The 24,585-nt window shown below is 66.2% G+C and carries 15 protein-coding genes and 1 pseudogene; 10 read left to right on the plus strand and 6 right to left on the minus strand.

Translation table 11 applies throughout. The features are described 5' to 3' along the window. Positions 1-116: 116 nt before the first annotated feature. Entirely contained in the window at positions 117-1,769 is a 1,653-nt protein-coding gene (locus tag H3H36_RS23065; protein ID WP_182220411.1) for an alpha-glucosidase, read from the minus strand. Positions 1,770-1,972: 203 nt separating this feature from the next. On the opposite strand from H3H36_RS23065, the gene H3H36_RS23070 reads away from it, so the two are divergent. The 8 genes from H3H36_RS23070 (at position 1,973) to H3H36_RS23105 (ending at position 13,459) form a co-directional block, all read left to right on the plus strand. Then, entirely contained in the window at positions 1,973-3,493 is a 1,521-nt protein-coding gene (locus tag H3H36_RS23070; protein WP_182220412.1) for a POT-type proton-dependent oligopeptide transporter, read from the plus strand. A gap of 296 nt (positions 3,494-3,789) precedes the next feature. After that, positions 3,790-4,755, plus strand: coding sequence for an ABC transporter substrate-binding protein (locus H3H36_RS23075; RefSeq protein WP_182220413.1), 966 nt, complete (start codon positions 3,790-3,792; stop codon positions 4,753-4,755). A gap of 12 nt (positions 4,756-4,767) precedes the next feature. Next, positions 4,768-5,589, plus strand: coding sequence for an ABC transporter permease (locus H3H36_RS23080; RefSeq protein ID WP_182220414.1), 822 nt, complete (start codon positions 4,768-4,770; stop codon positions 5,587-5,589). Position 5,590: 1 nt separating this feature from the next. Further along, a complete protein-coding gene (locus tag H3H36_RS23085; RefSeq protein ID WP_182163335.1) occupies positions 5,591-6,388 on the plus strand; it encodes an ABC transporter ATP-binding protein in 798 nt (265 codons plus the stop codon). Positions 6,389-6,589: 201 nt separating this feature from the next. After that, entirely contained in the window at positions 6,590-8,422 is a 1,833-nt protein-coding gene (locus H3H36_RS23090) for a sensor histidine kinase (RefSeq protein ID WP_182220415.1), read from the plus strand. A 10-nt stretch (positions 8,423-8,432) separates the two neighbouring features. Beyond that, complete coding sequence (locus H3H36_RS23095) at positions 8,433-9,803, plus strand: sigma-54-dependent transcriptional regulator (protein ID WP_182220425.1); 1,371 nt, start codon at positions 8,433-8,435, stop codon at positions 9,801-9,803. A gap of 183 nt (positions 9,804-9,986) precedes the next feature. Then, complete coding sequence (locus H3H36_RS23100) at positions 9,987-12,719, plus strand: alpha-1,6-glucosidase domain-containing protein (protein WP_182220416.1); 2,733 nt, start codon at positions 9,987-9,989, stop codon at positions 12,717-12,719. A gap of 56 nt (positions 12,720-12,775) precedes the next feature. Further along, complete coding sequence (locus tag H3H36_RS23105; protein WP_182220417.1) at positions 12,776-13,459, plus strand: PKD domain-containing protein; 684 nt, start codon at positions 12,776-12,778, stop codon at positions 13,457-13,459. A 1,294-nt stretch (positions 13,460-14,753) separates the two neighbouring features. Here H3H36_RS23105 and H3H36_RS27760 read toward each other — a convergent pair. From H3H36_RS27760 to H3H36_RS23120, 3 genes and pseudogenes are all read right to left on the minus strand, one after another. Continuing rightward, positions 14,754-15,272 (minus strand): annotated as a pseudogene (locus H3H36_RS27760) (alpha-amylase family glycosyl hydrolase); the annotation flags it as partial. A 34-nt stretch (positions 15,273-15,306) separates the two neighbouring features. Then, positions 15,307-16,938: an alpha-D-glucose phosphate-specific phosphoglucomutase gene (locus H3H36_RS23115; RefSeq protein ID WP_182220419.1), complete on the minus strand. Its 1,632-nt coding sequence runs from the start codon at positions 16,936-16,938 to the stop codon at positions 15,307-15,309. Between the two features lie 119 nt (positions 16,939-17,057). Further along, positions 17,058-18,410, minus strand: coding sequence for an MFS transporter (locus H3H36_RS23120; protein WP_182220420.1), 1,353 nt, complete (start codon positions 18,408-18,410; stop codon positions 17,058-17,060). A 218-nt stretch (positions 18,411-18,628) separates the two neighbouring features. Here H3H36_RS23120 and H3H36_RS23125 point away from each other — a divergent pair, with 218 nt between their 5' ends. Further along, on the plus strand, positions 18,629-21,043 hold the full coding sequence (locus tag H3H36_RS23125) for a glycoside hydrolase family 31 protein (protein WP_182220421.1): 2,415 nt from the start codon (positions 18,629-18,631) through the stop codon (positions 21,041-21,043). A gap of 109 nt (positions 21,044-21,152) precedes the next feature. Next, positions 21,153-23,003: a M2 family metallopeptidase gene (locus H3H36_RS23130; RefSeq protein ID WP_182220422.1), complete on the plus strand. Its 1,851-nt coding sequence runs from the start codon at positions 21,153-21,155 to the stop codon at positions 23,001-23,003. Positions 23,004-23,054: 51 nt separating this feature from the next. Here H3H36_RS23130 and H3H36_RS23135 read toward each other — a convergent pair whose 3' ends face one another. Both H3H36_RS23135 and H3H36_RS26750 read right to left on the minus strand, forming a co-directional pair. Further along, positions 23,055-24,398 (minus strand): outer membrane protein assembly factor BamB family protein, encoded by a 1,344-nt coding sequence (locus tag H3H36_RS23135; protein WP_229220061.1) that lies wholly within the window; start codon positions 24,396-24,398, stop codon positions 23,055-23,057. Continuing rightward, positions 24,395-24,585, minus strand: a 191-nt coding sequence (locus H3H36_RS26750) for a hypothetical protein (RefSeq protein ID WP_220459836.1), incomplete at its 5' end; no start/stop codon positions are given. The genes H3H36_RS26750 and H3H36_RS23135, both read right to left, overlap by 4 nt.

The following is a 24,585-nucleotide window of genomic DNA, read 5'->3' on the forward strand; positions in this document are numbered from 1 at the left end:
GGCGACGAAGACAGTGCGCTTGCACGGCGAGGCACCACAACAACGCCATGGGCGTTTTGAAACGACTTCTAAGAAGAAAACCCCGCACAAACTGATTGTGCGGGGTTTCTCGTTACTTACTGGCCGGCGGGAATCAATCCGAACCAGGCGCCGTAGGCTGGCAGGCTGACCTGCTCGCCCCGCACTTCGCCGGGCAGGCCGTGGCCACGCATCGCCTCGGCCCCTGCCACTTGTGGCAGCGTGAGGCTGACTGGCTCGCCACCGAGGTTGAAGATGGCAACGATGCCGCGCTCACCCTCGACATCGCGCCGCAGCGCCAGCACCGGCTCGGGCGCGTCGAAGAAAGTGATGCCGCCGCGGGTCAGTTGCGGCAGCGCGCGGCGCCAGGCGATGAACTTGCGGGTGAACGCCAGCGACGAGTCCGGATCGTTTTCCTGCACGGAGGCGGCACGCGCCAATTGAGGCGCCACCACGGGCAGCCAGGGCTTGCCGCTGGTGAAGCCGCCGTGCGCAGCGGCGTCGTCGGTCCAGGCGATCGGCGTGCGGCAGCCGTCACGACCCTTGAATTCGGGCCAGAACGTGATGCCGTACGGGTCTTGCAGCAATTCATAGGGCACGTCCGCTTCCGGGAAGGCCAGCTCGTCGCCCTGGTACAGGCAAGGCGTGCCCTTGAGCGAGAGCTGCATGGCCAGGATCATCTTGGCGAAGGCGACGGGCGCGTCCGGGCCGCCCCAACGGGTGGCCACGCGCTGCACGTCGTGGTTGCCCACCGACCAGGAGGCCCAGCCGCCCTTGACGCGCGCTTCAAACTGTTCGACCTGCTTGCGGATATATTCCGCCGAGCAGGTTGGCACCAGCAGATTGAAACTGTAGGCCATGTGCAGCTTGTCGCCGTCGGCCGTGTACTCGGCCATCACGGCCAGCGAATCGTCGGCGCCCACTTCGCCGATGGCGACGGCGTTGTATTCGTTGAGCAGGCTGCGCAGCTTTTGCAGGAAGGCCAGGTTTTCCGGGCGGCTCTTGTCGTACACGTGGGCTTGCATGCCGTAGGGATTGACGTCGGACACGGTGGCCGTGTCGCGGTTGACGGCCGGCGGATTGCTGCGCAGCTGCGTGTCATGGAAGTGGAAGTTGCAGGCGTCCAGGCGGATGCCGTCCACGCCGCGCTCGAGCCAGAAGCGCAGGCTGTCCAGGTGGGCTTGCTGCACTTCGGGGTTGTGGAAGTTCAGGTCGGGCTGGCTGACGAGGAAGTTGTGCATGTAGTACTGGCGGCGGCGGCTGTCCCACTGCCAGGCCGAACCGCCGAACACGGACATCCAGTTGTTGGGCGGATTGCCGTCGGGCAGCGGATCGGCCCACACGTACCAGTCCGCCTTGGGATTGTCGCGGCTGGAGCGGCTTTCCTTGAACCAGGGGTGATCCTCGGCCGAGTGCGACATGACCTGGTCAATCATGATGCGCAAGCCCAGGCTGTGGGCCTTGTCGATGAGCGCGTCGAAATCGGCCAGCGTGCCGAACAGCGGATCGACGTCGCAGTAATCGGACACGTCGTAGCCGAAGTCCTTCATGGGCGACTTGAAATACGGTGAAATCCAGACGATGTCCACGCCCAGCGATGCGATATAGTCCAGCTTGGCCGTAATACCAGGCAAGTCCCCCACGCCATCGCCATTGGTGTCGAGGAAGCTGCGCGGATACACCTGATAGATGATGGCTTCGCGCCACCATAGGCGTTGCTGATCGGAAGGCTGGGAGAGTTGTTTGGTCATGGCATGGCCCGCTGTTGAATTTGTAGACAATATACATCAGCAATATGCATTTTTCAATGGGGAGATGGTTTGCGCAACACCAAGCAAAAACCAATTAAATCAATAACTTACAAAGTTAAATGAAAACAGGGGCAATAATGAGCAGTAGTCAAACTACACAAAAGATAGCGCCAAGCGAGGAATTGGATGCCGGCAACGGGCCGATGCCGCGGCAAATTCCCTACATCATCGCCAACGAGGGCTGCGAGCGCTTCAGCTTCTACGGCATGCGCAACATCCTCACGCCCTTCCTGATCAGCACGCTGCTGCTGTTCCTGCCCCAGCCCGACCGGGCCGGCGAGGCCAAGCACGTCTTCCACACCTTCGTGATCGGCGTGTATTTCTTCCCGCTGCTCGGTGGCTGGGTGGCCGACCGCCTGTTTGGCAAGTACAACACGATTCTCTGGCTCAGCATGGTCTACGTGGCCGGCCATGCCTGCCTCGCCATTTTCGAAAACAACCTGCAAGGCTTCTACCTTGGCCTGTTCCTGATCGCGCTCGGCTCGGGCGGCATCAAGCCGCTGGTGGCCTCGTTCGTGGGCGACCAGTTCGACCAGAGCAACAAGAACCGCGCCAAAGTGGTGTTCGACGCGTTCTACTGGATCATCAATTTCGGCTCCTTCTTCGCCTCGCTGCTGATGCCCATCTTCCTGCGCGACTATGGTGCGGCCGTGGCGTTCGGCATACCGGGCCTGCTGATGGCCATCGCCACGCTGGTGTTCTGGATGGGGAACAAGCAGTATGTGCACATTCCGCCGGCGCCGGCCAATCCCGATTCCGTGCTGCGGGTGGCGCGCACGGCGCTGCTGGCACGCCAGCCCGGACAGGGCCGGCCCGGCCTGGCCGTGGCGGCCGTCGGCGCGGCCGGCGCGCTGGCCTCGCTGGCCATGACGCCGCAGTGGGGCTTCGTGATCGCGGCCTGCCTGGCGCTGGTGCTGGTGCTCGCGTTCGGCGGCCTGGGCACGGCCATGCAGCTGGAACGGGCCCGTGGCGCCCATCCGGACGAGACGATCGAAGGCGTGCGGGCCGTGCTGCGCATCCTGATCGTGTTCTCGCTGGTGACGCCGTTCTGGTCCCTGTTCGACCAGAAAGCATCGACCTGGATCGTGCAGGCCAACGACATGACCAAGCCGGACTGGTTCCTGCCCGCGCAGATGCAGGCGCTTAACCCCTTGCTGGTGATGCTGCTGATCCCGTTCAACAACTTCGCCCTGTTCCCGCTGCTGCGCCGGCTGGGCTGGGAGCCGACCACGCTGCGCCGCATGACGGGCGGCATCGCCTTCACCTCGCTGGCGTGGGTGGTGATCGGCGCCATCCAGTTGCAGATGGATGGCGGCACGCCCACCTCCATCGCGTGGCAGATCCTGCCCTACACCTTGCTCACGTTCGGCGAAGTGTTGGTATCGACGTCGGGACTGGAATTCGCGTACAGCCAGGCGCCAGCCTCGATGAAGGGCACCATCATGAGCTTGTGGTGCCTGGCCGTCACCATCGGCAGCCTGTGGGTGTTGATCGTCAACGCGGGCGTGAAGAACGACGCCATCACGGCCATGATCGCGTCCACGGGCCTCAGCTCGATCGCGTTCCAGATGTTCTTCTTCGCCGGCTTCGCGCTGGTTGCGGCCATCCTGTTTGGCTGGTACGCGCGCAGCTATCGCATGACGGACCATTACCGCCAGGGCTGAGGCGCTTTGGGCGGAAATCCGCCATCGGCGTGATGCCGTATGCGGATTTCCGCCCTGGATGCTGACGGCGCGCAAACGCCGCGCCGTCACGATCCGATATAAATCAACACCTTAGCGCTCCCCTTAGCGTCTCCTTGTGGCTGGCACAGAACCTGCAATTGCTCTGGAAGTCATTTCAAAATGGCCATGGCCAGGCGTGGCGCCGAAGACAGTGCGCTTGCACGGCAAGGCGCCACAACTACGCCATGGGCATTTTGAAATGACTTCTTAGGCACACAACCACAATGGAGACCAGCATGTCCAAGTACCGCCTGTTCGCACTCGCCGCCGCCGTCCTCTGCACCGCCGCCCAGGCGCAAGACGTGGTCCGGCTCGGCAATCTCAAATTCGCCCACTACGGCGCCGTTTCCTACATCAAGGAGATCGCGCCCAAGTGCGGCATCAAAGTGGAAGAACACGTGTTCGCCAAGGGCCCGGATGTGATGCAAGCCATCCTGGCCGGTGAACTGGACGTGGGCGCCACCGCCTCCGAGGCCGCCATTTCCGGCCGCGCCAACGGCGCGCCCATCTACGTCGTCGCCGGTTTCGCCAAAGGTGGCGCGCGCCTGGTCGCGCGCCCCGACGTCGGCATCAAGTCGATCAAGGACTTGAAGGGCAAGAAGGTGGGTGTGACGCGCGGCGGCATCCATGAAGTGCTGCTGGTGGCCGAACTGGCCCAGCACGGCCTGACGGCCTCCGACCAGCCGGGCAAGGACGTGCAGCTGGTGTACCTGGCCTTCGCCGACTTGAACCAGGCGCTGCTGGGCAAGAACCTGGACGCCATCATGCAAAGCGAGCCGCAATCGTCGCAGGCCATCAACAAGGGCTATGGCGTGGAAGTGATGAAGCCCTACGACACGCCCATCGGCGCGCCCGTGCGCACCATGGTCATGAGCGAGAAGTTCTACAAGGAGCACCGCGCCGTGGCGGCCAAGTTCATGAACTGCTTCGTGCAGTCGACCAAGCTGTTCATCGACAACCAGGCCGTGGCCGAGAAATACGTGCGCGAAGTGATCTTCAAGAACCAGATCACCAAGAACGACTTCGATGACGCCATCAGCAATTCGCCCTACAGCTACGACATCACGCCCGAGCACATCCAGCTCACCACGGACGTGATGGCGAAAACCGGCACCGGCAAGATGCGCACTCCGCCCGTGGCCAGGGACTGGGTCAAGACCGACCTGCTGGAAGCGGCCAAGAAAAGCCTCAACATCCAGTAAGCGGGGGACACCATGAAACTACAACACTGGCGTGAACTCGCCGCCGGCATCGTGGTGCCGGTACTCGTCGTCGCCCTGTGGCAGGCTAGCGCCATGCTGGGCTGGGTCAATCCGCAAGTGCTGCCATCGCCGGCGGCCGTGGTGCACAAGTGGTTCGAATACCTGCTGCCGCTGCAGCCCTACGATGCCGCGGCCGGCTCCTGGCTGGCGTGGGCGTTTTCCGGTGAACTGGTGGGCGACACCTTGAGCAGCATGTACCGCGTGGTGGTGGGCTTCGTGGTGGGCGCGGGACTGGCGCTGCCGCTGGGCCTCGTGATGGGATCGAGCAAGCGCATGTACGCATGGTTCAATCCACTGATGCAGGTGCTGCGCCCGATTCCACCAATCGCCTACATTCCGCTGGCGATCCTGTGGTTCGGGCTCGGCAACGCGCCGGCCGTGTTCCTGATCGCGCTGGGCGCCTTCTTCCCGGTGCTGATGAACACCATCGCCGGCGTGCGCCAGGTGGACGGCATCTACATCCGCGCCGCCCGCAACCTGGGCGTGGGCCAGCACACCATGTTCTTGCGGGTGATGCTGCCGGCCGCCGTGCCCTACATCCTGTCGGGCGTGCGGATCGGCATCGGCACCGCCTTCATCGTCGTCATCGTGTCCGAGATGATCGCCGTGAACAACGGGCTGGGCTTCCGCATCCTGGAGGCGCGCGAGTACTTCTGGTCGGACAAGATCATCGCCGGCATGATCAGCATCGGCTTGCTGGGGCTGGCCATCGACGTGGCCATGAACAAATTGAACAACCATCTGCTGCGCTGGCACCGCGGCCTGGAGAACTGACATGAGCGCATCCCACATCGCCGTCCGCGGCGTCAACAAGGTATTCCAGGCCGATGGCCGCGAAGTCGTCGCCCTGAAGAACATCGAGCTCGATATCCCGCAGGGCCAGTTCGTGTGCCTGCTGGGGCCATCAGGCTGCGGCAAGTCCACGCTGCTCAATGCCGTGGCGGGCTTCTCGCTGCCCTCGTCGGGCACCATCCACGCGGACGGCAAGCTGGTCACGGGCCCCGGCCCCGAGCGCGGCATGGTGTTCCAGGAATACGCGCTGTTCCCGTGGATGACGGTGGCCAAGAACATCGCCTTCGGCCTGGAGATCAAGGGCATGGGCCAGCGCGAGATCGACGCCAAGGTGGCCGAACTGCTCAAGATGCTGTCGCTGCAGGACTTCGCCCAGCGCTATCCGAAAGACCTGTCGGGCGGCATGCGCCAGCGCGTGGCCATCGCCCGCGTGCTGGCGCTCGACTCGCCCATCATGCTGATGGACGAGCCGTTCGGCGCATTGGATGCGCTCACGCGGCGCAACCTGCAGGACGAACTGCTGCGCATCTGGTCGGAGCTGAAGAAGACCATCATCTTCGTCACCCACAGCATCGAGGAAGCGATCTACCTGGCCGACCGCATCATCGTGATGACCTACCGCCCCGGCACGGTCAAGCGCGACATGCTGGTGGAGCTGCCCCGTTTGCGCGACCCGGCCGCCGCCGAGTTCAACGCCCTCAAGCGGGAGCTGGGCCAGTTGGTGATGGAAGAACAGCAGCGTCACCACAACGACGAAATCCGCCTGGCCGCCGTGGATTGACGTAGCAGCCAGGGCGCATCCGCGCCGCCAGCCAGGGTCCGTTCGCGCCGCCAGCAAGGGTCCGTCCGCGCCGCCAGCGAGGGGACGGACCCTTCATCGGTTATCGTGGCCGCAGTTCGCGCCACGGAATGTGGGTCCGTCCCCGGTTCCAGCGCCGCTGGCCCACCCGCAGCCCCCCCGCCATGCTGTACAGTACCGACAATGAAGCGCGCGCCCTCGTCCCTGCTGCTGTTCCCGGCCCTGATCGTGGCCGCCTGCATCGTCGCGGGCGCCTATGTGCTCGGCACCCGCCACGCCCGCGCCGAACTGCAGGACCAGGCCCAGCGCCAGCTACAACTGATCGCGCCCGACCTGCAATCGGTGCTGCAAAAATTCGAAACCCTGCCCTTCGTGCTCGGCTTCCAGCCCGACCTGATCCAGGCCCTGGCCCACCCGGACGACCCGCAAGCCATCGCCCGCCTGAACAGCACCCTGCACACCATCCAGCAGCAAGCCAAGGTGGGCGCCATCTACGTGATGGACCGCGACGGCCTCACGCTGGGCGCCAGCAACTGGGACCAGCCGCTGGGCTTCGTCGGCAAGAACTTCTCCTACCGCCCCTACTTCCACGCCGCCCTGCACGGCCAGGCGGGCCGCTTCTACGGCATCGGCACCAGCACCAGCGAGGCCGGCTACTTCATCGCCCAACCCGTGTACCGCGACGGCAGCGCGCGCGGCGCCGTGGCCGGCGTGGTGGCCGTCAAGATCAGCCTGGCCGAATTCGAGCGCACCTGGCGCAGCAGCGCCGATCCCATCGTGCTGGCTGACCGCAGCGGCGTGATCTTCCTCAGCAACCGGCCCGACTGGATCTACCGCAGCCTGCGCCCCCTCGATGCGGCCACCGTGCGGGAACTGGCACGCACCCAGCAATACCTGGGCAAGCCGATCGCGCCGCTGCCCGCCAGCGTGCTCGCCCCCATCGCGCCCGTCACGCAGCCGGTCGGTGAACTGGGCTGGCAACTGATGCTGTTCCCCGGCCAGGACCGCGTGCCCCGCGCCGGCCTGCAATGGGCGCTGGCGGCCGCGCTGTTGCTGGCCTGCGCGGGCGCGTCCACGTGGGCCATCCACCAGCGCCGCCGCCGGCTGGAGGAAGCGCAGGCCTCGCGCGCCGCGCTGCAACGGGCCGCGCTGCAACTGGAGGACCGCATCGCCGAGCGCACCGACCAGCTGCGCCAGACCAACGCCAGCCTGGAAGCGCGCTACGCCAAGCTGCAGGAAACGGAGCAGCTGCTGCGTTCGACCCAGAATGAGCTGATCCAGGCCGGCAAGCTGGCCATGCTGGGCCAGATGGCGGCCGGCGTGACGCATGAACTGAACCAGCCGCTGGCCGCCATCCGCGCCTTCGCCGACAACGCCCGTACCTTCCTCGAACGGGGCATGACGGCGCAAGCGACCAGCAATTTGGGCCACATCGCCGACGCCAGCGCCCGCATGGGCGCCATCATCAGCCAGCTCAAGGGCTTTGCGCGCAAGGATGAAAGCGTGGCCACGGTGGAACTTGCCGCGTGCGTGCGGGCCGCGTGCTTCCTGCTGCAAGGCGAATTCCGCCGGCTCGGCGTGGCGCTGGAGGTGACGGCCGATGAAGGTTGCTGCAAGGTGACGGGCGACGCCGTGCGCATCGAGCAAGTGCTGATCAACCTGCTGCGCAACGCGCTCGACGCCGTGGAGGCGGGCGCGCCCGATGCGCCGCGCCGCGTGCGCGTGGCGCTCGCGCGCGAGGGTGCGCACGAGGCCATGCACCAGCGTGAGAGCGAACCTGCGCATGCGCTGGTAAGCATCAGCGACAGCGGCCCGGGCATCCCGGAGCAGGTGGCGGCCCACCTGTTCGAACCGTTTTTCACCACCAAACCATCTGGCAAGGGATTGGGGCTGGGACTGGCGATTTCGTCGTCCATCGTGCAGGCCATGAACGGCCAGCTCACGGCCCGCAACCTGCCGGAGGGCGGCGCGCGCTTCGAACTGCGCCTGCCACTGTTGATCGAAGGAGAAGTGTGACGTGAGCGCGATGCAAGCGATCCTGGTTGAAGATGAAGATGCGCTGCGCCTGGCCACCAGCCAGACCCTGGAACTGGGCGGCTTTACCGTGCAGGCCTGCGCCAGCGCCGAGCAAGCGCTGCCGCTGCTGCGGGCCGACTACGGCGGCGTGGTGGTGACGGACGTGCGCCTGCCCGGCCGCAGCGGGCTGGAACTGCTGGAACAGGTGGTGGCGCTGGATGCGGAACTGCCCGTCATCGTCGTCACCGGCCACGGCGACGTCAGCATGGCGGTGGCAGCCATGCGTAGCGGCGCCTACGACTTCATCGAAAAGCCGTTCGCCGCCGAACGCCTGCAGGAGACGGTACGCCGCGCCCAGGAACGGCGCGCGCTGGTGCTGGAGAACCGCGCGCTGCGCGCCCAGCGCGCCCTGCATCCGGACCTGCCCGACCTGGTGGGCCGCTCGGACGCCATCGAGCGCGTGAAGGTCATGATCCGCAACGTGGCACCAGCCGCCGTCGATGTGCTGATCCACGGCCAGACCGGCACCGGCAAGGAAGTGGTGGCGCGGCTGCTGCACGCGGCCAGTGGCCGCAAGGGCCAGTTCGTAGCCATCAATTGCGGCGCCCTGCCCGAATCCGTGTTCGAGAGCGAAATCTTTGGCCACGAAGCGGGCGCCTTCACGGGCGCGCAGAAGCGCCGCATCGGCAAGCTCGAATACGCCAACGGCGGCACCGTGTTCCTCGACGAGATCGAGAGCATGCCGATGGCCTTGCAAGTCAAGCTGCTGCGCGTGCTGCAGGAACGCCGGCTGGAACGGCTGGGCGGCAACGACAGCATTGCGCTCGATTGCCGCGTGGTGGCTGCCACCAAGACCGACCTGCTGCAACTGGCGGCCCAGGGCCTGTTCCGCGAGGACCTGTACTACCGCATCGGCGTGGTCAGCCTGGAGCTGCCGCGCTTGCGCGACCGGCCCGACGATATTCCGCTGCTGCTGGCCCACTTCGTTCAAGATGCAGCGGCCCGCTTCCAGCGCCCCGTTCCCGCATGGAGCGCGCAGCAGATGGCGCAGTGGCAGGCCGCCGAGTGGCCCGGCAACGTACGCGAGTTGCGCAACTTCGCCGAGCGGCTGGTACTGGGCGTGGCGCAGATGCCGGCCGCCACAGCGGCCACCGGCGCGGCTGCCGGCATGGCGCCGGCCGATGCAGCCAACGCGCCCCATGCTGAACCGTCCGGCCCCTCCCTGCCCCAGCAGGTCGACCAGTTCGAGCGCGAGCTGATCGTGCGCGCACTGGAGGCCGTGGACGGCAACGTGGCGCTGGCGGCCGACCACCTTGCCGTCCCGCGCAAGACCCTGTACGACAAGCTCAAGAAGTACCAGATCGGCACGGGCAGGAAATAGCTGCGGCCACGGCGCATCGATTGCAGCAGTCTTCAGTCATGTAAATTCGTATCAAAACTACAGAATATGGATTACCATATCTGGCAAATTCAGGGGTAAGCAGGCATTTTTTGTAACTGCACTACCTAATCACGATACGGAGATAAGCTGATGGCTGCACACCAGTACGGCGCGTGGAAACGCATGGCATACCTTTCTGCGGGGGGGGCGCTCGCCCTCACCTGCCAGGCCGCGGCGGCTGCCGACACGGCCGCCCTGGCCAGTTGCGACGGTCCGTCCTCCATCGTGCAGCAAGCGGCCGCCGCCACCGACGCCCGCGCCTACTGGTTCAACCGGCAACTGCTGCGCTGGCCGGGCGCCGACACCGGCGCCACCTTCAAGCTTTACTATTCCAGCGCCGGCACGCTGAACGCTACCGCGGGCGCCAAGGTGACTGGCGCGGATGGCGCCATCACGCTGGAACGCCATGAGGACGCCCTGCCCGCCGGCCTGGCGCAACGCTTCAAGTTCGTTGCTGCCGGCGCCACGCTGGCATTGCCGGCGGCCGACACGGCACGCGCCGGCGCGCTGCTGCGCCAGCAGCTGCTGCTGGTACAGGAAGGACCGGACGGCATCGTGCGCGACGCCACCAGCGTGCAGATCGCCGGCGCGCTCGATGACCTGTACGCCAAGGCCGGCGACGTGGCCGACCTGGGCGTGAGCGTGGCAGCGGGCCGCAGCACCTTCAAATTGTGGGGGCCCACGGCGCGCCAGGTGGCCGTGTGCGTGTACCCGAACGGCAGCGGCGCGGCCAGCGCCATCGTGCCCATGGCGTTCGACGCGGCCACCGGCGTCTGGTCGGCCAGCCGGCCGGCCGACCTGTCGGGCCAGTACTACCAGTACGCGGTGGACCTGTTCGCACCGTCCGCCGGCATGGTGCGCAACCTCGTCACCGATCCCTACTCCATCAGCCTGACGACGGATTCCAAACGCAGCTACATCGCCAGCCTCGATGCGGCCAATCTCAAACCGGCCGGCTGGGAGCATGACCACGCGCCGCGCAACGTGGTGGCGCAACCCGACATGGCCGTCTACGAGCTGCACGTGCGCGACTTCTCCATCAACGACAAGACGGTCAGCGCCGCCCATCGCGGCAAGTATGCGGCCTTCACGGAGACGAACTCCAACGGCATGAAACACCTGGCCGCGCTGGGCCGCGCCGGCATGACGGACGTGCACCTGCTGCCCGTGTTCGACTTCGGCTCCGTGCCGGAACAAGGCTGCGTGATGCCCCGTCCATCGGGCGCACCCGACGGCGATGCGCAGCAGGCACAGATCAAGACCACCCAGGCCTCCGACTGCTACAACTGGGGCTATGACCCCTACCACTACGGCGCGCCGGAAGGCAGCTATGCCAGCGACGCGGCCGACGGCGCGCGCCGCGTGATCGAGTTCCGCCAGATGGTGATGGCGCTGCACAAGGCCGGCCTGCGGGTGGGCATGGACGTGGTCTACAACCACACCTACAACAGCACACCAGGCGCGCCTTCGCTGCTCGACCGGGTGGTTCCCGGCTATTACCACCGGCTCGATGCCAAGGGCGCGATCGAGCGCTCCACCTGCGGCGCCACCTGCGAGAACACGGCCACCGAAAACCTGATGATGGCCAAACTGATGGCCGATTCGGCCACCCAGTGGGCCGTGCAATACAAGATCGATTCGTTCCGCTTCGACCTGATGGCGCACCAGCCGCGCGCAGCGATGGAGCAGTTGCAGCGCCGCGCCGACGCGGCCACCGGCCGCCACGTCAACCTGATCGGCGAAGGCTGGAACTTCGGTGAAGTGGCCAATGGCGCGCGCTTCGTGCAAGCCTCCCAACTGTCACTGAACGGCAGCGGCATCGGCACCTTCAGCGACCGCGGGCGCGACGCCGTGCGCGGTGGCGGCGCCGGCGACACGGGCCAGCAGTTGTTCAGCAAGCAGGGCTACATCAACGGCCTGGTCTACGATCCGAACGCACAAGCGGGCCAGCACACGGCCAGCGAATTGCTGCATGCGGCCGATATGGTCAGGGCCGGCCTGGCCGGCTCCATCCGCACTTACCCGCTGCCGATGGCCGACGACAGCACGCGCGAACTGCAGGCCATCGACTATGCCGGCCAGCCTGCCGGCTATGCCAGCGAGCCGGGCGAGGTGGTCAACTACGTGGAGAACCACGACAACCAGACCATGTACGACAACAACGTATTCAAGCTGCCGCTGGCCACCAGCACGGCCGACCGGGCGCGCGTGCAGATGCTGGGCGCGGCCATCAACGCCTTCGGCCAGGGCGTGGCCTACTTCCACGCGGGTTATGACATCCTGCGTTCCAAGTCGCTGGACCGCAACAGCTACGAATCGGGCGACTGGTTCAACCGGCTGGACTGGAGCTACCGCGACAACAACTACGGCGTGGGCCTGCCGCCGGCCGACGACAACGGCAAGGACTACGCCCTGCTCAAGCCCCTGCTGCGCGACGCCGCGCTGAAGCCGGCGCCGGCCGACATCGCCTACGCGCGCGACGCCTTCCGCGACCTGCTGGCCATCCGCGCCAGCAGCACCTTGTTCCGGCTGCGCACGGCCGACGACATCAAGCGCCGCCTGCACTTCTACAATACGGGCTCGCAGCAGCAGCCGACCGTGATCGTGGGCCACCTGGATGGCGAAGGCTATCCGGGCGCGCGCTTCAAGTCGCTCACCTATCTGATCAACGTGGACAAGGTGGCGCACACGCTGGCCGTGCCACAGGAACGGGGCCGCGCCTACGTGCTGCACCCGGTGCACCTGCGCGCGGTCGCGGCCGACCAGCGCCCCGCGCGCGCGGCGCGCTTCGACCGCGCGACGGGCACATTTGCAGTTCCGCCACGCTGCACCGTCGTTTTCGTCGAGAATAGCTAAGTTTATTAAAGTTTCATGTTATCTTTTTGGCTTTGCAATTTAACCAGAAAGAGAACATGAAGCGTCCACACCTGCCGCCCCTGCTGTTGTCGATGGCCCTGGCCTCGGCCCTGTTGACCGCCTGCGGTGGCGGCGACGCCGGCCCGCCCAGGAACGTGGCCCCCGTCGCCAACGCCGGCACGGGGCAGACGGTGGATGCGGGCACGCTCGTCAAGCTCAATGGCAGCTACACGGACGCCAACCAGGACCTGGTGAGCTACACGTGGACGCTGACCAAGCCGGCCGGCAGCATGGCCTCGCTGATCAATCCCAAGGTGGCCACGCCCGACTTCATCGCCGACGTCGCCGGCACCTATACGGCCACGCTGACCGTCAACGACGGGGAACTCAATAGCGCGCCGGCCAGCGTGTCGTTCACGGCGCAGGTGCCGGTGGCCGCCTTCGTCGCGCTGTGGGATGGCCAGACGTGCGCCACCTCGCGCCGCATCTACGTGGCCGACGGCCACCTCGTGTACACCCAACAGTCCTCGACCACCTGCTCCGACACCAACAGCGTGAGCCTGTACGAGAGCACGCCGGCCCGCCTGTTGTGCGCGCGGGGCGGCCTGGTCTCCCTGCCGTGCAGCGAATCGACCAGCGACGCGCTAATGACGAGCATCCAGGCCGACATCCTGCACTTCCTGCGCAACGAGCCAACCGTCGATCACACCATCAAGCAGGTCTACACCTACGGCCCGTAAGCGCAGGCCCCCGCAGGAAATTGAAGAAATTGGGGACGTAGCAAAATTAAACAAATTTGCTACGTCCCCAATTAGTTGAAGGCAGACGCCTCTTGCGCCTTTACTGGCCGATCAGCACCACGGCGTTGTGGGCCGGGAAGGTAACCTTACCCTTGGCCACCACGGCGCTGGTGCCCGAGTAGTAATCACGCACCCGCGCGCCGTCGGCGAACACACCATGCACGTCGATGGCGGAAGGTTTGTCGGTTGGCTGCTCGAGCGCCACCACCACCTTGTCGCGCAGGGTGCCGCGCTCGAAGGTGCGCTTGAACACGTAGGGGTGAGCCTGCAGTTGCTGGTGCACGCCCGCACCCACGGCCACGTGGGCCTTGCGGAACAAGGCCAGCTTGGCCCAGTGGCGGCGCACGGCGGCCACGCTGTAGCCATCGCGCCTGGCGTCGCTGGCCAGGTCGTCCCAGTTCATGAACGAGCGCAGCTTGGCGTCGCCCTGCGCTTCGGCCGGATCGAGCCGGCGCGCCGTCTCGTCGCCGTAGTAGATCTGGGCCGCGCCGGGCGCCAGCAACAGCTTGTTGGCGCTTTCGAACGGCTTGATGCGGGCCGGGTCGAACGGCTGGTCGAAGTCGTGCGAGGCCAGGTAGTTGAGCACCGTGTGGCCTTGCAGCTCGCCATGCAGTTTGGCCGCGTAGCTGCTGAACAGCGTCTCGTAATCCTGCTTCGCGTCCCACACCAGGCCGAAGTTGATGATGCCGTCGAAGCCGCCGTCCTTGTAGTAATTGACCTGGTGGCCCCCGCCCAGGTCGAACTGCTGGCCGTTGGCGATGTTGTAGCCAAACAGTTCGGCCACCATGAAGAACTTGTCGTCACCGAGCTTGCGGGCCGGGTTGGCGCGCTTCCATTCCTCGTAGGCGAGCGACGCTTCCTTGCCCAGTTCCTTCCATGCGCCCGCTTCCACGTGCTTGACCGTGTCGGCCCGGAAGCCATCGAAACCGTATTTGCGCACCCAGTCCGCATGCCACTTGATCAGGTAGTAGCGCGGCGCGCGCGGGTAGCCGGTGCGGGCGAAGAAGGCGTCCAGCTGCGCCACCTCGCGTTCGTAGCGGCCCTCGGCCTTCCACTTGGCCACCAGCGCCGGCGGCAGATCGACGTTGTCGTTGCTCTCGGTGCGCACGTCGGGCAGATTGGGCACCAGCGTGCAGGAGATGGTGGTGGCCGGGTCCTTGTAGGTGCACACGGGGCCGGTGCGCACCCACTCAGGCGGCCACACGGGGTCCTGCTCCGTCACCGGGCCGGTCTGGTTCATCACCACGTCCAGCAGCACGCGGATGCCGTGCGCGTGGGCCGCGTCCACCAGCGCACGCATGTCCTGCTCCGTGCCCAGGTTGGCGTCCACGCTGGTCCAGTCGCGCGCCCAGTAGCCGTGGAAGCCATAGGACTTGCCCGTGCCTTCATCGGTGCCGCCGTGGATCTGCTCCACGGGCGGCGTGATCCAGATCGCCGTCACGCCCAGGCTGTCGAAATAGCCTTCGTTGATCTTGGCCGTCACGCCGGCCAGGTCGCCGCCCATGTAGCCGCGCAGCGGCGCCGCGTCGGCCTGGCGGCCGTAGGCCAGGTCGTTGGCGCGGTTGCCGTTGTTGAAGCGGTCCGTCAGCAGGAAGTAGACGGTGGCGTTCTCCCACAGGAACGGCCTGGCGGCCGCGCGCGCGGGCGCGGCCAGCGCAGGCGTGCCCGATGCGGCTGGCACTGCCATGGCCGGCGTTGCAGCCGGCGTGCTCAGCGCCAGCGCCAGGGTCATTGCGAGAGGAGTCTTCTTCATGCTGTCTTTTCCTGTGTGGTTGATGGTGGTTGAGTCAGGTGATCACGCTGGGCGCGCCGCGGCCCGTGTAGGCGCTGATGCCGGCCACGTGTTCGGCCACGGCGATCAGGCCGGCCAGCGCCTGCTGCGTGGGCAGATGATGTTGCGCCGGATCGGCCTCGTAGCGCTCCAGGTAGACGCGCAAGGTGGCGCCCTCGGTGCCGGTGCCGGACAGGCGGAACACGACGCGCGAGCCGTCCGTCATCACGATGCGCACGCCCTGCTGGCGCGCCACCGTGCCATCGACGGGATCGGTGTAGCAAAAATCGTCCGCCAGCTCCACCGTGTACTCGCCCAGGCGCTGGCCGGCCAGCCCGCCCAGGCGCGCGCGCAAGGCGTCCATCAGTTCTGCGGCGGCGGCGCTGTCGATGGCTTCGTAATCGTGGCGCGAATAGTAGTTGCGGCCGAAGCGGGCCCAGTGTTCCTGCACCAGCGCCGCCACGCTCTTGCCGCTGGCGGCCAGCAGGTTCAGCCAGAACAGCACGGCCCACAGGCCATCCTTCTCGCGCATGTGGTCCGAGCCGGTGCCGTAGCTCTCCTCGCCGCACAAGGTGACCTTGCCGGCGTCGAGCAAGTTGCCGAAGTATTTCCAGCCCGTCGGCGTCTCGAAGCACGGCACGCCCAGCGCGGCGGCCACGCGGTCGGCCGCGCGCGAGGTGGGCATGGAACGGGCCACGCCACGGATGCCGGCCCGGTAGCCCGGCGCCACGGTGGCGTTGGCGGCCAGCACGGCCAGGCTGTCCGACGGCGTCACGTCGAAGCGGCGGCCGACGATCATGTTGCGGTCGCCGTCGCCATCGGAGGCGGCGCCGAAGTCGGGCGCGTCCTCGCCGGCCATCAGCGCGATCAGGCTGGCCGCGTTGACGGGGTTGGGGTCGGGATGGTGGCCGCCGAAATCCTCCAGCGGCACGGCGTTGATGACGGTGCCGGCCGGCGCGCCCAGCATGCCTTCCAGGATCGCCTTGGCATACGGGCCGGTGACGGCGCTCATGGCGTCGAAACGCATCGTGAAGCCGCGTGCGAACAGGGCGCGGATGGCGCCAAAGTCGAACAGCCCTTCCATCAGTTGCGCGTAGTCGGCCACGGGGTCGATCACGTCCACCGTCATCTGTTCGATGCGGGTGCTGCCCAGCGCATCGAGGTCCACGTCGGGCGCGTCGCTGGCCTGGTAGCGGTGCAGCGCCACGCTGTGCTGCCACACGGCCTCGGTCAGCGCTTCCGGCGCCGGGCCGCCGTTGGCGATGTTGTACTTGATGCCGAAGTCGCCATCCGGCCCGCCTGGATTGTGGCTGGCCGACAGGATGATGCCGCCGGATGCGCCATGTTTGCGGATCACGCAACTGGCGGCCGGCGTGGACAGGATACCGCCCCGCCCCACCAGCACGCGCGCATAGCCATGGGCGGCGGCCAGCCGCAGGATGGCCTGCACGGCGGCGCGGTTGTGGTAGCGGCCATCGCCGCCCAGCACCAGCGTACTGCCGGCGCAGTCGCCCAGCGTGTCGAACAGGCTTTGCACAAAATTGTCGAGATAGGCGGGCTGCTGGAACACTGTCACTTTTTTCCGCAAGCCCGAGGTGCCCGGCCGCTGGCCGGGATAGGGAGTAGTCGCTACCGTCTGTATCGTCATGTTCGCTCCGCGTTGGTTGGGGACAGCGGGCGGCCAGGGCCACCGGCGCACAGCCGTGTTTTTACCTCGTTGATGAAGAACACGGCGCGCGCATGCGCTGCCACGCGGAAGATATTAACTCAGGCGGCGGCCTTGATTCCCGCATCCTTGGCGGCCGCCGCCGCGCTGTCCTTGACGAACAGGGTGAGCACGCCGGCCAGCACCATGCTGGCGCCGCCCAACATCAGCGTCATGACGGGGTGGCCGTTGAAGAAGTGCTTGGTGATGAAACCGAGCAACAGGCCGCTGCAAATTTGCGGAATCACGATGAAGAAGTTGAACACGCCCATGTAGTAGCCCATGCGGCTTGCGGGCAGCGCGCCGGCCAGGATGGCGTAAGGCATGGTCAGGATGCTGGCCCACGCGATGCCCACGCCGATCATGGGCACGAACAGCAGGTTCAGGTTGTGGATGGTGAAGATGCTGATCAGGCTCGCGCCGCCGATGGCCAGGCAAGTCATGTGCACGATCTTGCGGCTGGTCAGGCGCGCGAACCAGGGCAGGATGAAGGCGGCCAGCGCCGACACGCCGCCATAGACGGCGAACATGACACCGACATGGTTGCCCGCTTCCTGGAACGCGGCCGATTGCGCGTCCGTCGTGCCGAACACGTTCTCCGCGATGGCCGAGGTAGTGTAGATCCACATGGCGAACAGCGCGATCCAGGTGAAGAACTGCACGAAGGCCAGTTGCACCATGGTCTTGGGCATCTTGGCGAAGCCGCTCAGGATTTCAGCCATGGCATGGGCCAGGCCCTTGCCGCGGGCGCGCTCGGCGCGGAACGCTTCCAGGTTCTCGGGCGGCGCTTCCTTGGCGGTGAACACGGTCCACATCACCGACACCAGGTAGACGGCGCCACCGATGTAGAACGAATAGCGCACCGTGTCGGGAATGGCGCCGTTGACGGGCACGTTGCTCACGCCCAGCACGTCCGAGAAGATGGTGGGCAGCAGCGAAGCGATCACGCCGCCCCAACCGATGAAGAAAGTCTGCATGGCGAAACCGGCCGTCTGCTGGGCGGGGCCCAGCTTGTCGCCGACGAAGGCGCGGAACGGTTCCATCGACACGTTGATGGAGCCGTCCAGCAGCCACAACAGGGCGGCTGCGGCCCACAGCGCGCCGCAGTTGGGCAGCAGGAACAACGCCAGCGAAGCCAGCACCGCACCGGCGAAGAAGAACGGACGGCGGCGGCCCCAGAACGGGTGCCAGGTGTTGTCGCTCAGGTAGCCAATGACGGGCTGCACCAGCAAACCGGTGACGGGCGCGGCCAGCCACAGGAAGGCCAGGTTCTCGGGATCGGCACCCAGCGTGGAAAAGATGCGGCTGATATTGGCGTTCTGCAGCGCGAAACCGAACTGAATGCCGAGAAAACCAAAGCTCATGTTCCAGAGCTGCCAGAACGTCAGCCTGGGCTTGTTGGAAGAAGGTTGCATGCCTGCGTGTCCCCGTTATGTTGTCCGGGCGAAGCGCCGGAGCTAACCATCAAAATACGAATTTGTAGCAAAGTAACATGCACGACTACAGGTGTCAATGTAAACAACTTCATAGTAAAATAAAGGAGTTAGCCACGTACAGGACCGTGGTTTTGTAGTCAAATGTAGTCAAATAACATAAATCAAAACCAGACTTGGAACCAGTGAGACGCCACCACATGACACGAAAACATTCCGCGGGCCTGGTCCTGCTGCTCGCCGCCAGCCCCGCCGTCCTGGCCCAGAACCTGGAGCGCCGCTTCGACAGCGCCACGCTGCACGGCAACGCGCTGGAAGTACGCACCAGCGATGGCCAATACCTGATCAAGCCCTACTCCACCCGGATCGTGGAGACCACCTTCGTGCCGGCCGGTCAAAGCGTGGAGCCCGACTCGCACGCCGTGGTGCTGGCGCCGGCCCCCAGCACGCTCACGGCCACGCTCAGGAACAAGGGTAACACCGTCGAATACGCGACCGGCGGCCTGACCGTCACCATCACCCGCGCCCCATTCCAGATCGCCTATGCCTACAAGGGCCGGCCGCTGGTGGCGGAAAAGCGCGGTTACGGCAAGACCGGCTACGGCGAACGCATCGAATTCGCGCTGGACGGCACGGAAGCCCTATACGGCGCCGGCGCCCGCTCGATGGGCATGAACCGGCGCGGTCACCGCTACACCCTGTTCAACAAGGCCGATTACGGCTACAGCGACCATTCGGAGCTGATGAACTTCACCATGCCATTGGCGCTGTCGTCCAAGCGCTACCTGCTGCACTTCGATAACCCGCAGACGGGCTACCTCGATTTCGACAGCCAGGGCGACAACAGCCTGACCTACGAGACGGCCGGCGGGCGCAAGACCTACCAGGTGGTGGCCGGCGACAGCTGGGAAGACATCATCGCCAGCTACACCAGCCTGACGGGCCGCCAGCCCATGCCGCCGCGCTGGGCATTCGGCAATTTCGCCATGCGTTTCGGCTACCACACGGAAGCGGAAGCGCGCGCCACGGTGGACAAGTTCATCGCCGACGACATCCCGGTGGACGCCATCGTGTTCGACCTGTACTGGTTCGGCAAGACCATCAAGGGCACCATGGGCAACCTGGCCTTCGACCCGGACAACTTCCCCCACCCTCGGCAGATGATCGCCGACTTCAAGGCCAAGGGCGTGAAGACGGTGCTGATCACGGAGCCGTTCATCGTCGATACGTCCTCGCACTGGCAGGAGGCCGTGCAAAAGCACATCCTGGGCACGGACGCCAACGGCGCGCCACTGGCCTACGACTTCTATTTCGGCCACACGGGCTTGATCGACATCTTCGGCCAGCCGGGCCGCGACTGGTTCTGGAACGTCTACAAGGGCTTGCACGACATGGGCGTGGCCGGGGTGTGGGGCGACCTGGGCGAACCGGAAGTGCATCCGGGCTCCATGCGCCACGCCACCGGCACGGCGCAGCAGGTGCACAACATCTACGGCCACCAGTGGGCCAGGCTGGTGGCCGACGGCTACCGCCAGGACTACCCCAACGAGCGTCCCTTCATCCTGATGCGGGCCGGCTACTCCGGTTCGCAACGCTTCGGCATGATCCCCTGGTCGGGCGACGTGGACCGCAGCTGGGGCGGTTTGAAGTCGCAGCCGGAGATCGCGCTGCAGATGGGCATGCAGGGCATGGCCTATATGCACTCGGACCTGGGCGGCTTCGCCAATGCCAACCTCGATGACGAGCTGTACACGCGCTGGCTGCAGTACGGCGTATTCCAGCCCGTGTTCCGCCCGCACGCGCAGGAGGAAGTGCCGTCCGAGCCGGTCTACCGCGACGCGCCCACCAAGGCGCTGGCGCGCGACGCGATCCGGCTGCGCTACCGCATGCTGCCGTATAACTACACGCTGGCCTTCGACAACCACCAGCAAGGCTTGCCGCTGATGCGCCCCATGCTGTACGAGGAACCGGACAACGTACAGGCGCGCGCCATCGCCTCCACTTACCTGTGGGGCAAGGACTTGCTCGTCACGCCCGTCACCAGCAAGGGCGCCACCGAGCAGCAGGTGTGGTTCCCCGCGCACAGCGCGTGGTTCGATTTCTACACGGGCCAGCGCCAGGACGGCGGCGCCAGCCGCGCCGTGAAGCTGGCGCCGGACCACATCCCCGTCTACGTGCGGGCCGGCGCCTTCATCCCGCTGGCGCCCGTGGTGCAGACCACGCGCGACTACTCGACCAAGGCCATCGAGCTGCACTACTACCACGACCACACGGCCCGCAGCGGCCAGGGCAAGCTGTATGACGACGATGGCGAAACGGCGCAAGCCTACGAGCTGGGCAAGTACGAACTGCTGCACTTCGCCAGCAAGCTGCAGGGCCGCGCGCTGACGCTGTCGCTGACGTCGGAAACGGGCGCGCACTACCAGCGCCCACAGCGCAGCATCGCGCTGCAGGTGCACAACGTGGGCGCGAAGCCGGCGGCCGTGCAACTGGACGGCCAGCCCGTGGACTTCGCCTGGGACGGCGCGGCGCGCCTGCTGACGGTACAGCTGCCGGCCAGCGACCAGGCGGCCCGCACGGTGGCCATCACGCTGGCGGCGGCCGACGCCCGCTGACAATTCCGCAACACTTGGCAAAACCGCCACAGGCGATGGCCTGACGTGTATATTATTGGCCTTCGAACCGCCCGGTTCGAAGGCCAATTTACATTTCAGGGAGACACGCGTGTCATCTACCTTCATCAAGGCGCTGCTGGCGATAAGCGCCATCACAGCCGCCAGCGGCAGCGCCTACGCGGCGCCGGCCGCCAAGCCTACCGTGGCCGAAGCCGAACGCTTCCTGGCCGACGCGGAAGCCCGCCTCAATAAACTGAGCATCGAACAGGCGCGCGGCGCCTGGGTCGGCGAGAACTTCATCACCGACGACACGGAAGCGATCAGCGCCTTCTTCTCCGAGCGCTACCTGACGGCGTCGGGCGAACTGGCGCTGGCGGCGCGCCGCTACAACGGCCTGCCGCTCAAGCCGGACTCGGCGCGCAAGCTCAAGCTGCTGCAACTGACGCTGATGCTGTCCGATCCCAAGGAGCGCGAAGCCTACACGGCCGCCCAGACGGCCATGACGGGCGCCTACGGCAAGGCCAAGTACTGCCCGAAGAACGCGGATGGCAGCACCGGAACCTGCATGGCGCTGGGCGACATGGAAAAAGTGCTGGCCGACAGCCGCGACCCGGCGCGCCTGAAGGAAATCTGGCTCGGCTGGCACGCGCAGTCGCCGGCCTACAAGCAGCGCTACAGCCAGTATGTGGCGCTGTCGAACAAGGGCGCACGCGAAATGGGCTTCGCCGACACGGGCGCGCTGTGGCGTTCGCAGTACGACATGCCGCCCGAGCAGTTCTCGGCCGAGATGGAACGCCTGTGGCAGCAGGTCAAGCCGCTGTATGAATCGCTGCACACCTACACCCGCTACAAGCTGCGCCAGGCCTACGGTCCGGACGTGGTGCCGGCCACGGGCCCGATCCCGGCCCACCTGTTCGGCAATATGTGGAGCCAGACGTGGGACAACATCTACCCGCTGCTCAAGCCGGCCGGCGAAACGGCCAGCTTTGACCTGAGCAAGGTGCTGGCCGAACGCAAGACCAGCGCCAAGGAGATGACGGCCGACGCGGAACGCTTCTACACCTCGCTGGGCATGCAAAAGCTGCCGGCCAGCTTCTGGGAACGCTCGCTGCTGACCAAGCCGCGCGACCGTGACGTGGTGTGCCACGCCTCCGCCTGGCCGATGGACGACAAGGACGATGTGCGCATCAAGATGTGCATCACGCCCACGGCCGAGGACTTCAGCACCATCCACCATGAACTGGGCCACGTCTACTACTACCTGGCCTACAACAAGCAGCCCTATTTGTTCCGCGCCGGCGCCAACGACGGCTTCCACGAAGCCATCGGCGACACGGTCGCGCTGTCCGTCACACCCGACTACCTGAAGACCATCGGCCTGATGCCCAAGGAAGCGGCGGCCGACGCCGACATCGGCCAGCTGCTGCAACGGGCGCTGACCAAGGTGGCCTTCCTGCCGTTCGGCTACTCGGTCGACAAGTGGCGCTGGGACGTCTATTCCGGCAAGACCAAGCCGGCGGACTACGACAAGCACTGGTGGGAACTGCGCGAGCAGTACATGGGCATGTCGCGCCCGGCCGCCATCAGCGAGCAGGGCTTCGACGCCGGCGCCAAGTACCACGTGGCGGCCGACGTGCCGTATGCGCGCTACTTCCTGGCCGACATGCTGCAGTTCCAGTTCCACCGCGCGCTGTGCCGCGAGGCCGGCTACACGGGCCCGCTGCACCGCTGCTCGGTGTATGGCAATCCCAAGGCCGGCGCCAGGCTGCAGCAGATGCTGGCAATGGGCGCCAGCAAGCCGTGGCCGGAAGCACTGAAAGCGATCTCGGGTGAGGACAGGATCGACGGCAACGCGCTGCTCGAATACTTCGCCCCGCTCAAGACCTGGCTCGACGCGCAGAACGCGCAGTTCGCTGCGGCCGAACTGGCCGGTCCATCAGCCAAGGCCGCAGCCAGGTAAGCGGCCCGCCGGACCGATCGGGGCGCGCGGCGGCCGCGCCGCCGCTTTGCCTTATCGGCCCGGCTTGCCCCCGGCCGGCGCCGTGAAGAACAGCAGCCGGCCATCCTCGGTGGCCAGGATTAACTGGCCACGATGCCACAGCGGCGAGGCGGCGAACGCGCCGAGCCGCTTCACGTGCTCCAGCGCCGCGTACAGCTCATGCGGCGCGCTGCCGTACAGGCGCTTGGTATCGAACTTCCCGCTCGCCTTGTCGATGATGCCATAGGCGTCGCGCCGGCTCTCCTCGGTCTGGTAGCGCCAGCGCAGGCGCCCCGTGGCCGCGTCAAGCGCGAAGGCCTCGCCCTTCATGCTGGCGGCCACCAGCGCATCACCGACCCGCAACGGCGAGGCATAGGTCCACACGCCCGTATCGAAACGATAGCGCTCCTTGCCGCTGGTCTTGTCCAGCGCCACCAGCAGGCCCGTGTCCGACGTGCCGAAATAGACTTGTTGGTCATCCACGGCGGCGGTACTGACCACCCACGAACCCTGGGCATCGTAGCGCCACCTGACCTTGCCGCTGTCGGCGGCGACGGCGTACACATGGCCGTCGCGCGAGCCGGCGTAGACGGTGTCGCCATCCACGCTGGGCGACGCCTGTATGCCCAGCGCGATGCTGACCTTCTGTTCGGTCTCCGTCTGCAGGCGCCAGCGCAATTCACCGCTGGCCGCATCCAGCGCGTACAGGGCGCCATCCCAGCTGCCCACGACGATATTGGCCCCGGCCAGCGCCGGCGAGGAATGGACCACGCCGCCCGTCTTGTAGACCCAGCGCGGCTTGCCCGTGCGCGCGTCGAGCGCGTACACGCACTGGTCGCTGCTGCCGAAATAGACCACGCCGCCGTGCACCAGTGGCGAGGACAGGTAGAAATCCCAGGGGTCCGGCGCCGGTTCGCCGTCCAGCGGCAAGCCATACATGCCGTGGGCCGCGAACAGGGCCTCGCCACCCGTGCGGAACTGCCACAGGGGTGCGCCGCTGGCCGCGTCCAGCGCGTGGAAACGGCCGTCGCGGCTGAGGAAATAGAGCACGCCATCGGCCACGGCCGGCGTGGAAGCGATGCCGCCCCGGCTGTGGAACAGCCATCGCAGCTGGCGCGTATCGAGGTCGATGGCGTACAGGTTGCCATTCTCGGCGCCGGCGTACAGTTGATTCCCCACAGCCACGGGCGAAGCGCTGATGGCCGCGTCCAGCCGGAACTGCCAGGCCAGCGCCAGCTGTTCGACGGCGGTCCGCCCCGCATCCTGAACCACGCCCGCGTGGGCGGGGCCGCCCATCAGCATGGGCCAGTCCGTTGCGGCGTGCGCCGCGCCGCAGGCCATGAGCAGCGCGACCGCTGCCGTTCGCAATACGATCATCGATGGTTCTCCAAATAGACCTTCAGGTTGGACAAACGGCTTGCGGCCGCCGGCGCGGCGATCGGCATAGGGGCGGCCAGCATAGCTGACCGGTCCCCTGCCACACCACCCGGCATGCGGGTCCGCACCGGGCGGTTCGAGTAGTTGAGGTTAAGACAGGCGTGGTACGCCCAACCGGTCGAAGTAA

The sequence above is a fragment of the Rugamonas fusca genome (assembly GCF_014042365.1).
Classification (GTDB): domain Bacteria; phylum Pseudomonadota; class Gammaproteobacteria; order Burkholderiales; family Burkholderiaceae_D; genus Rugamonas; species Rugamonas fusca.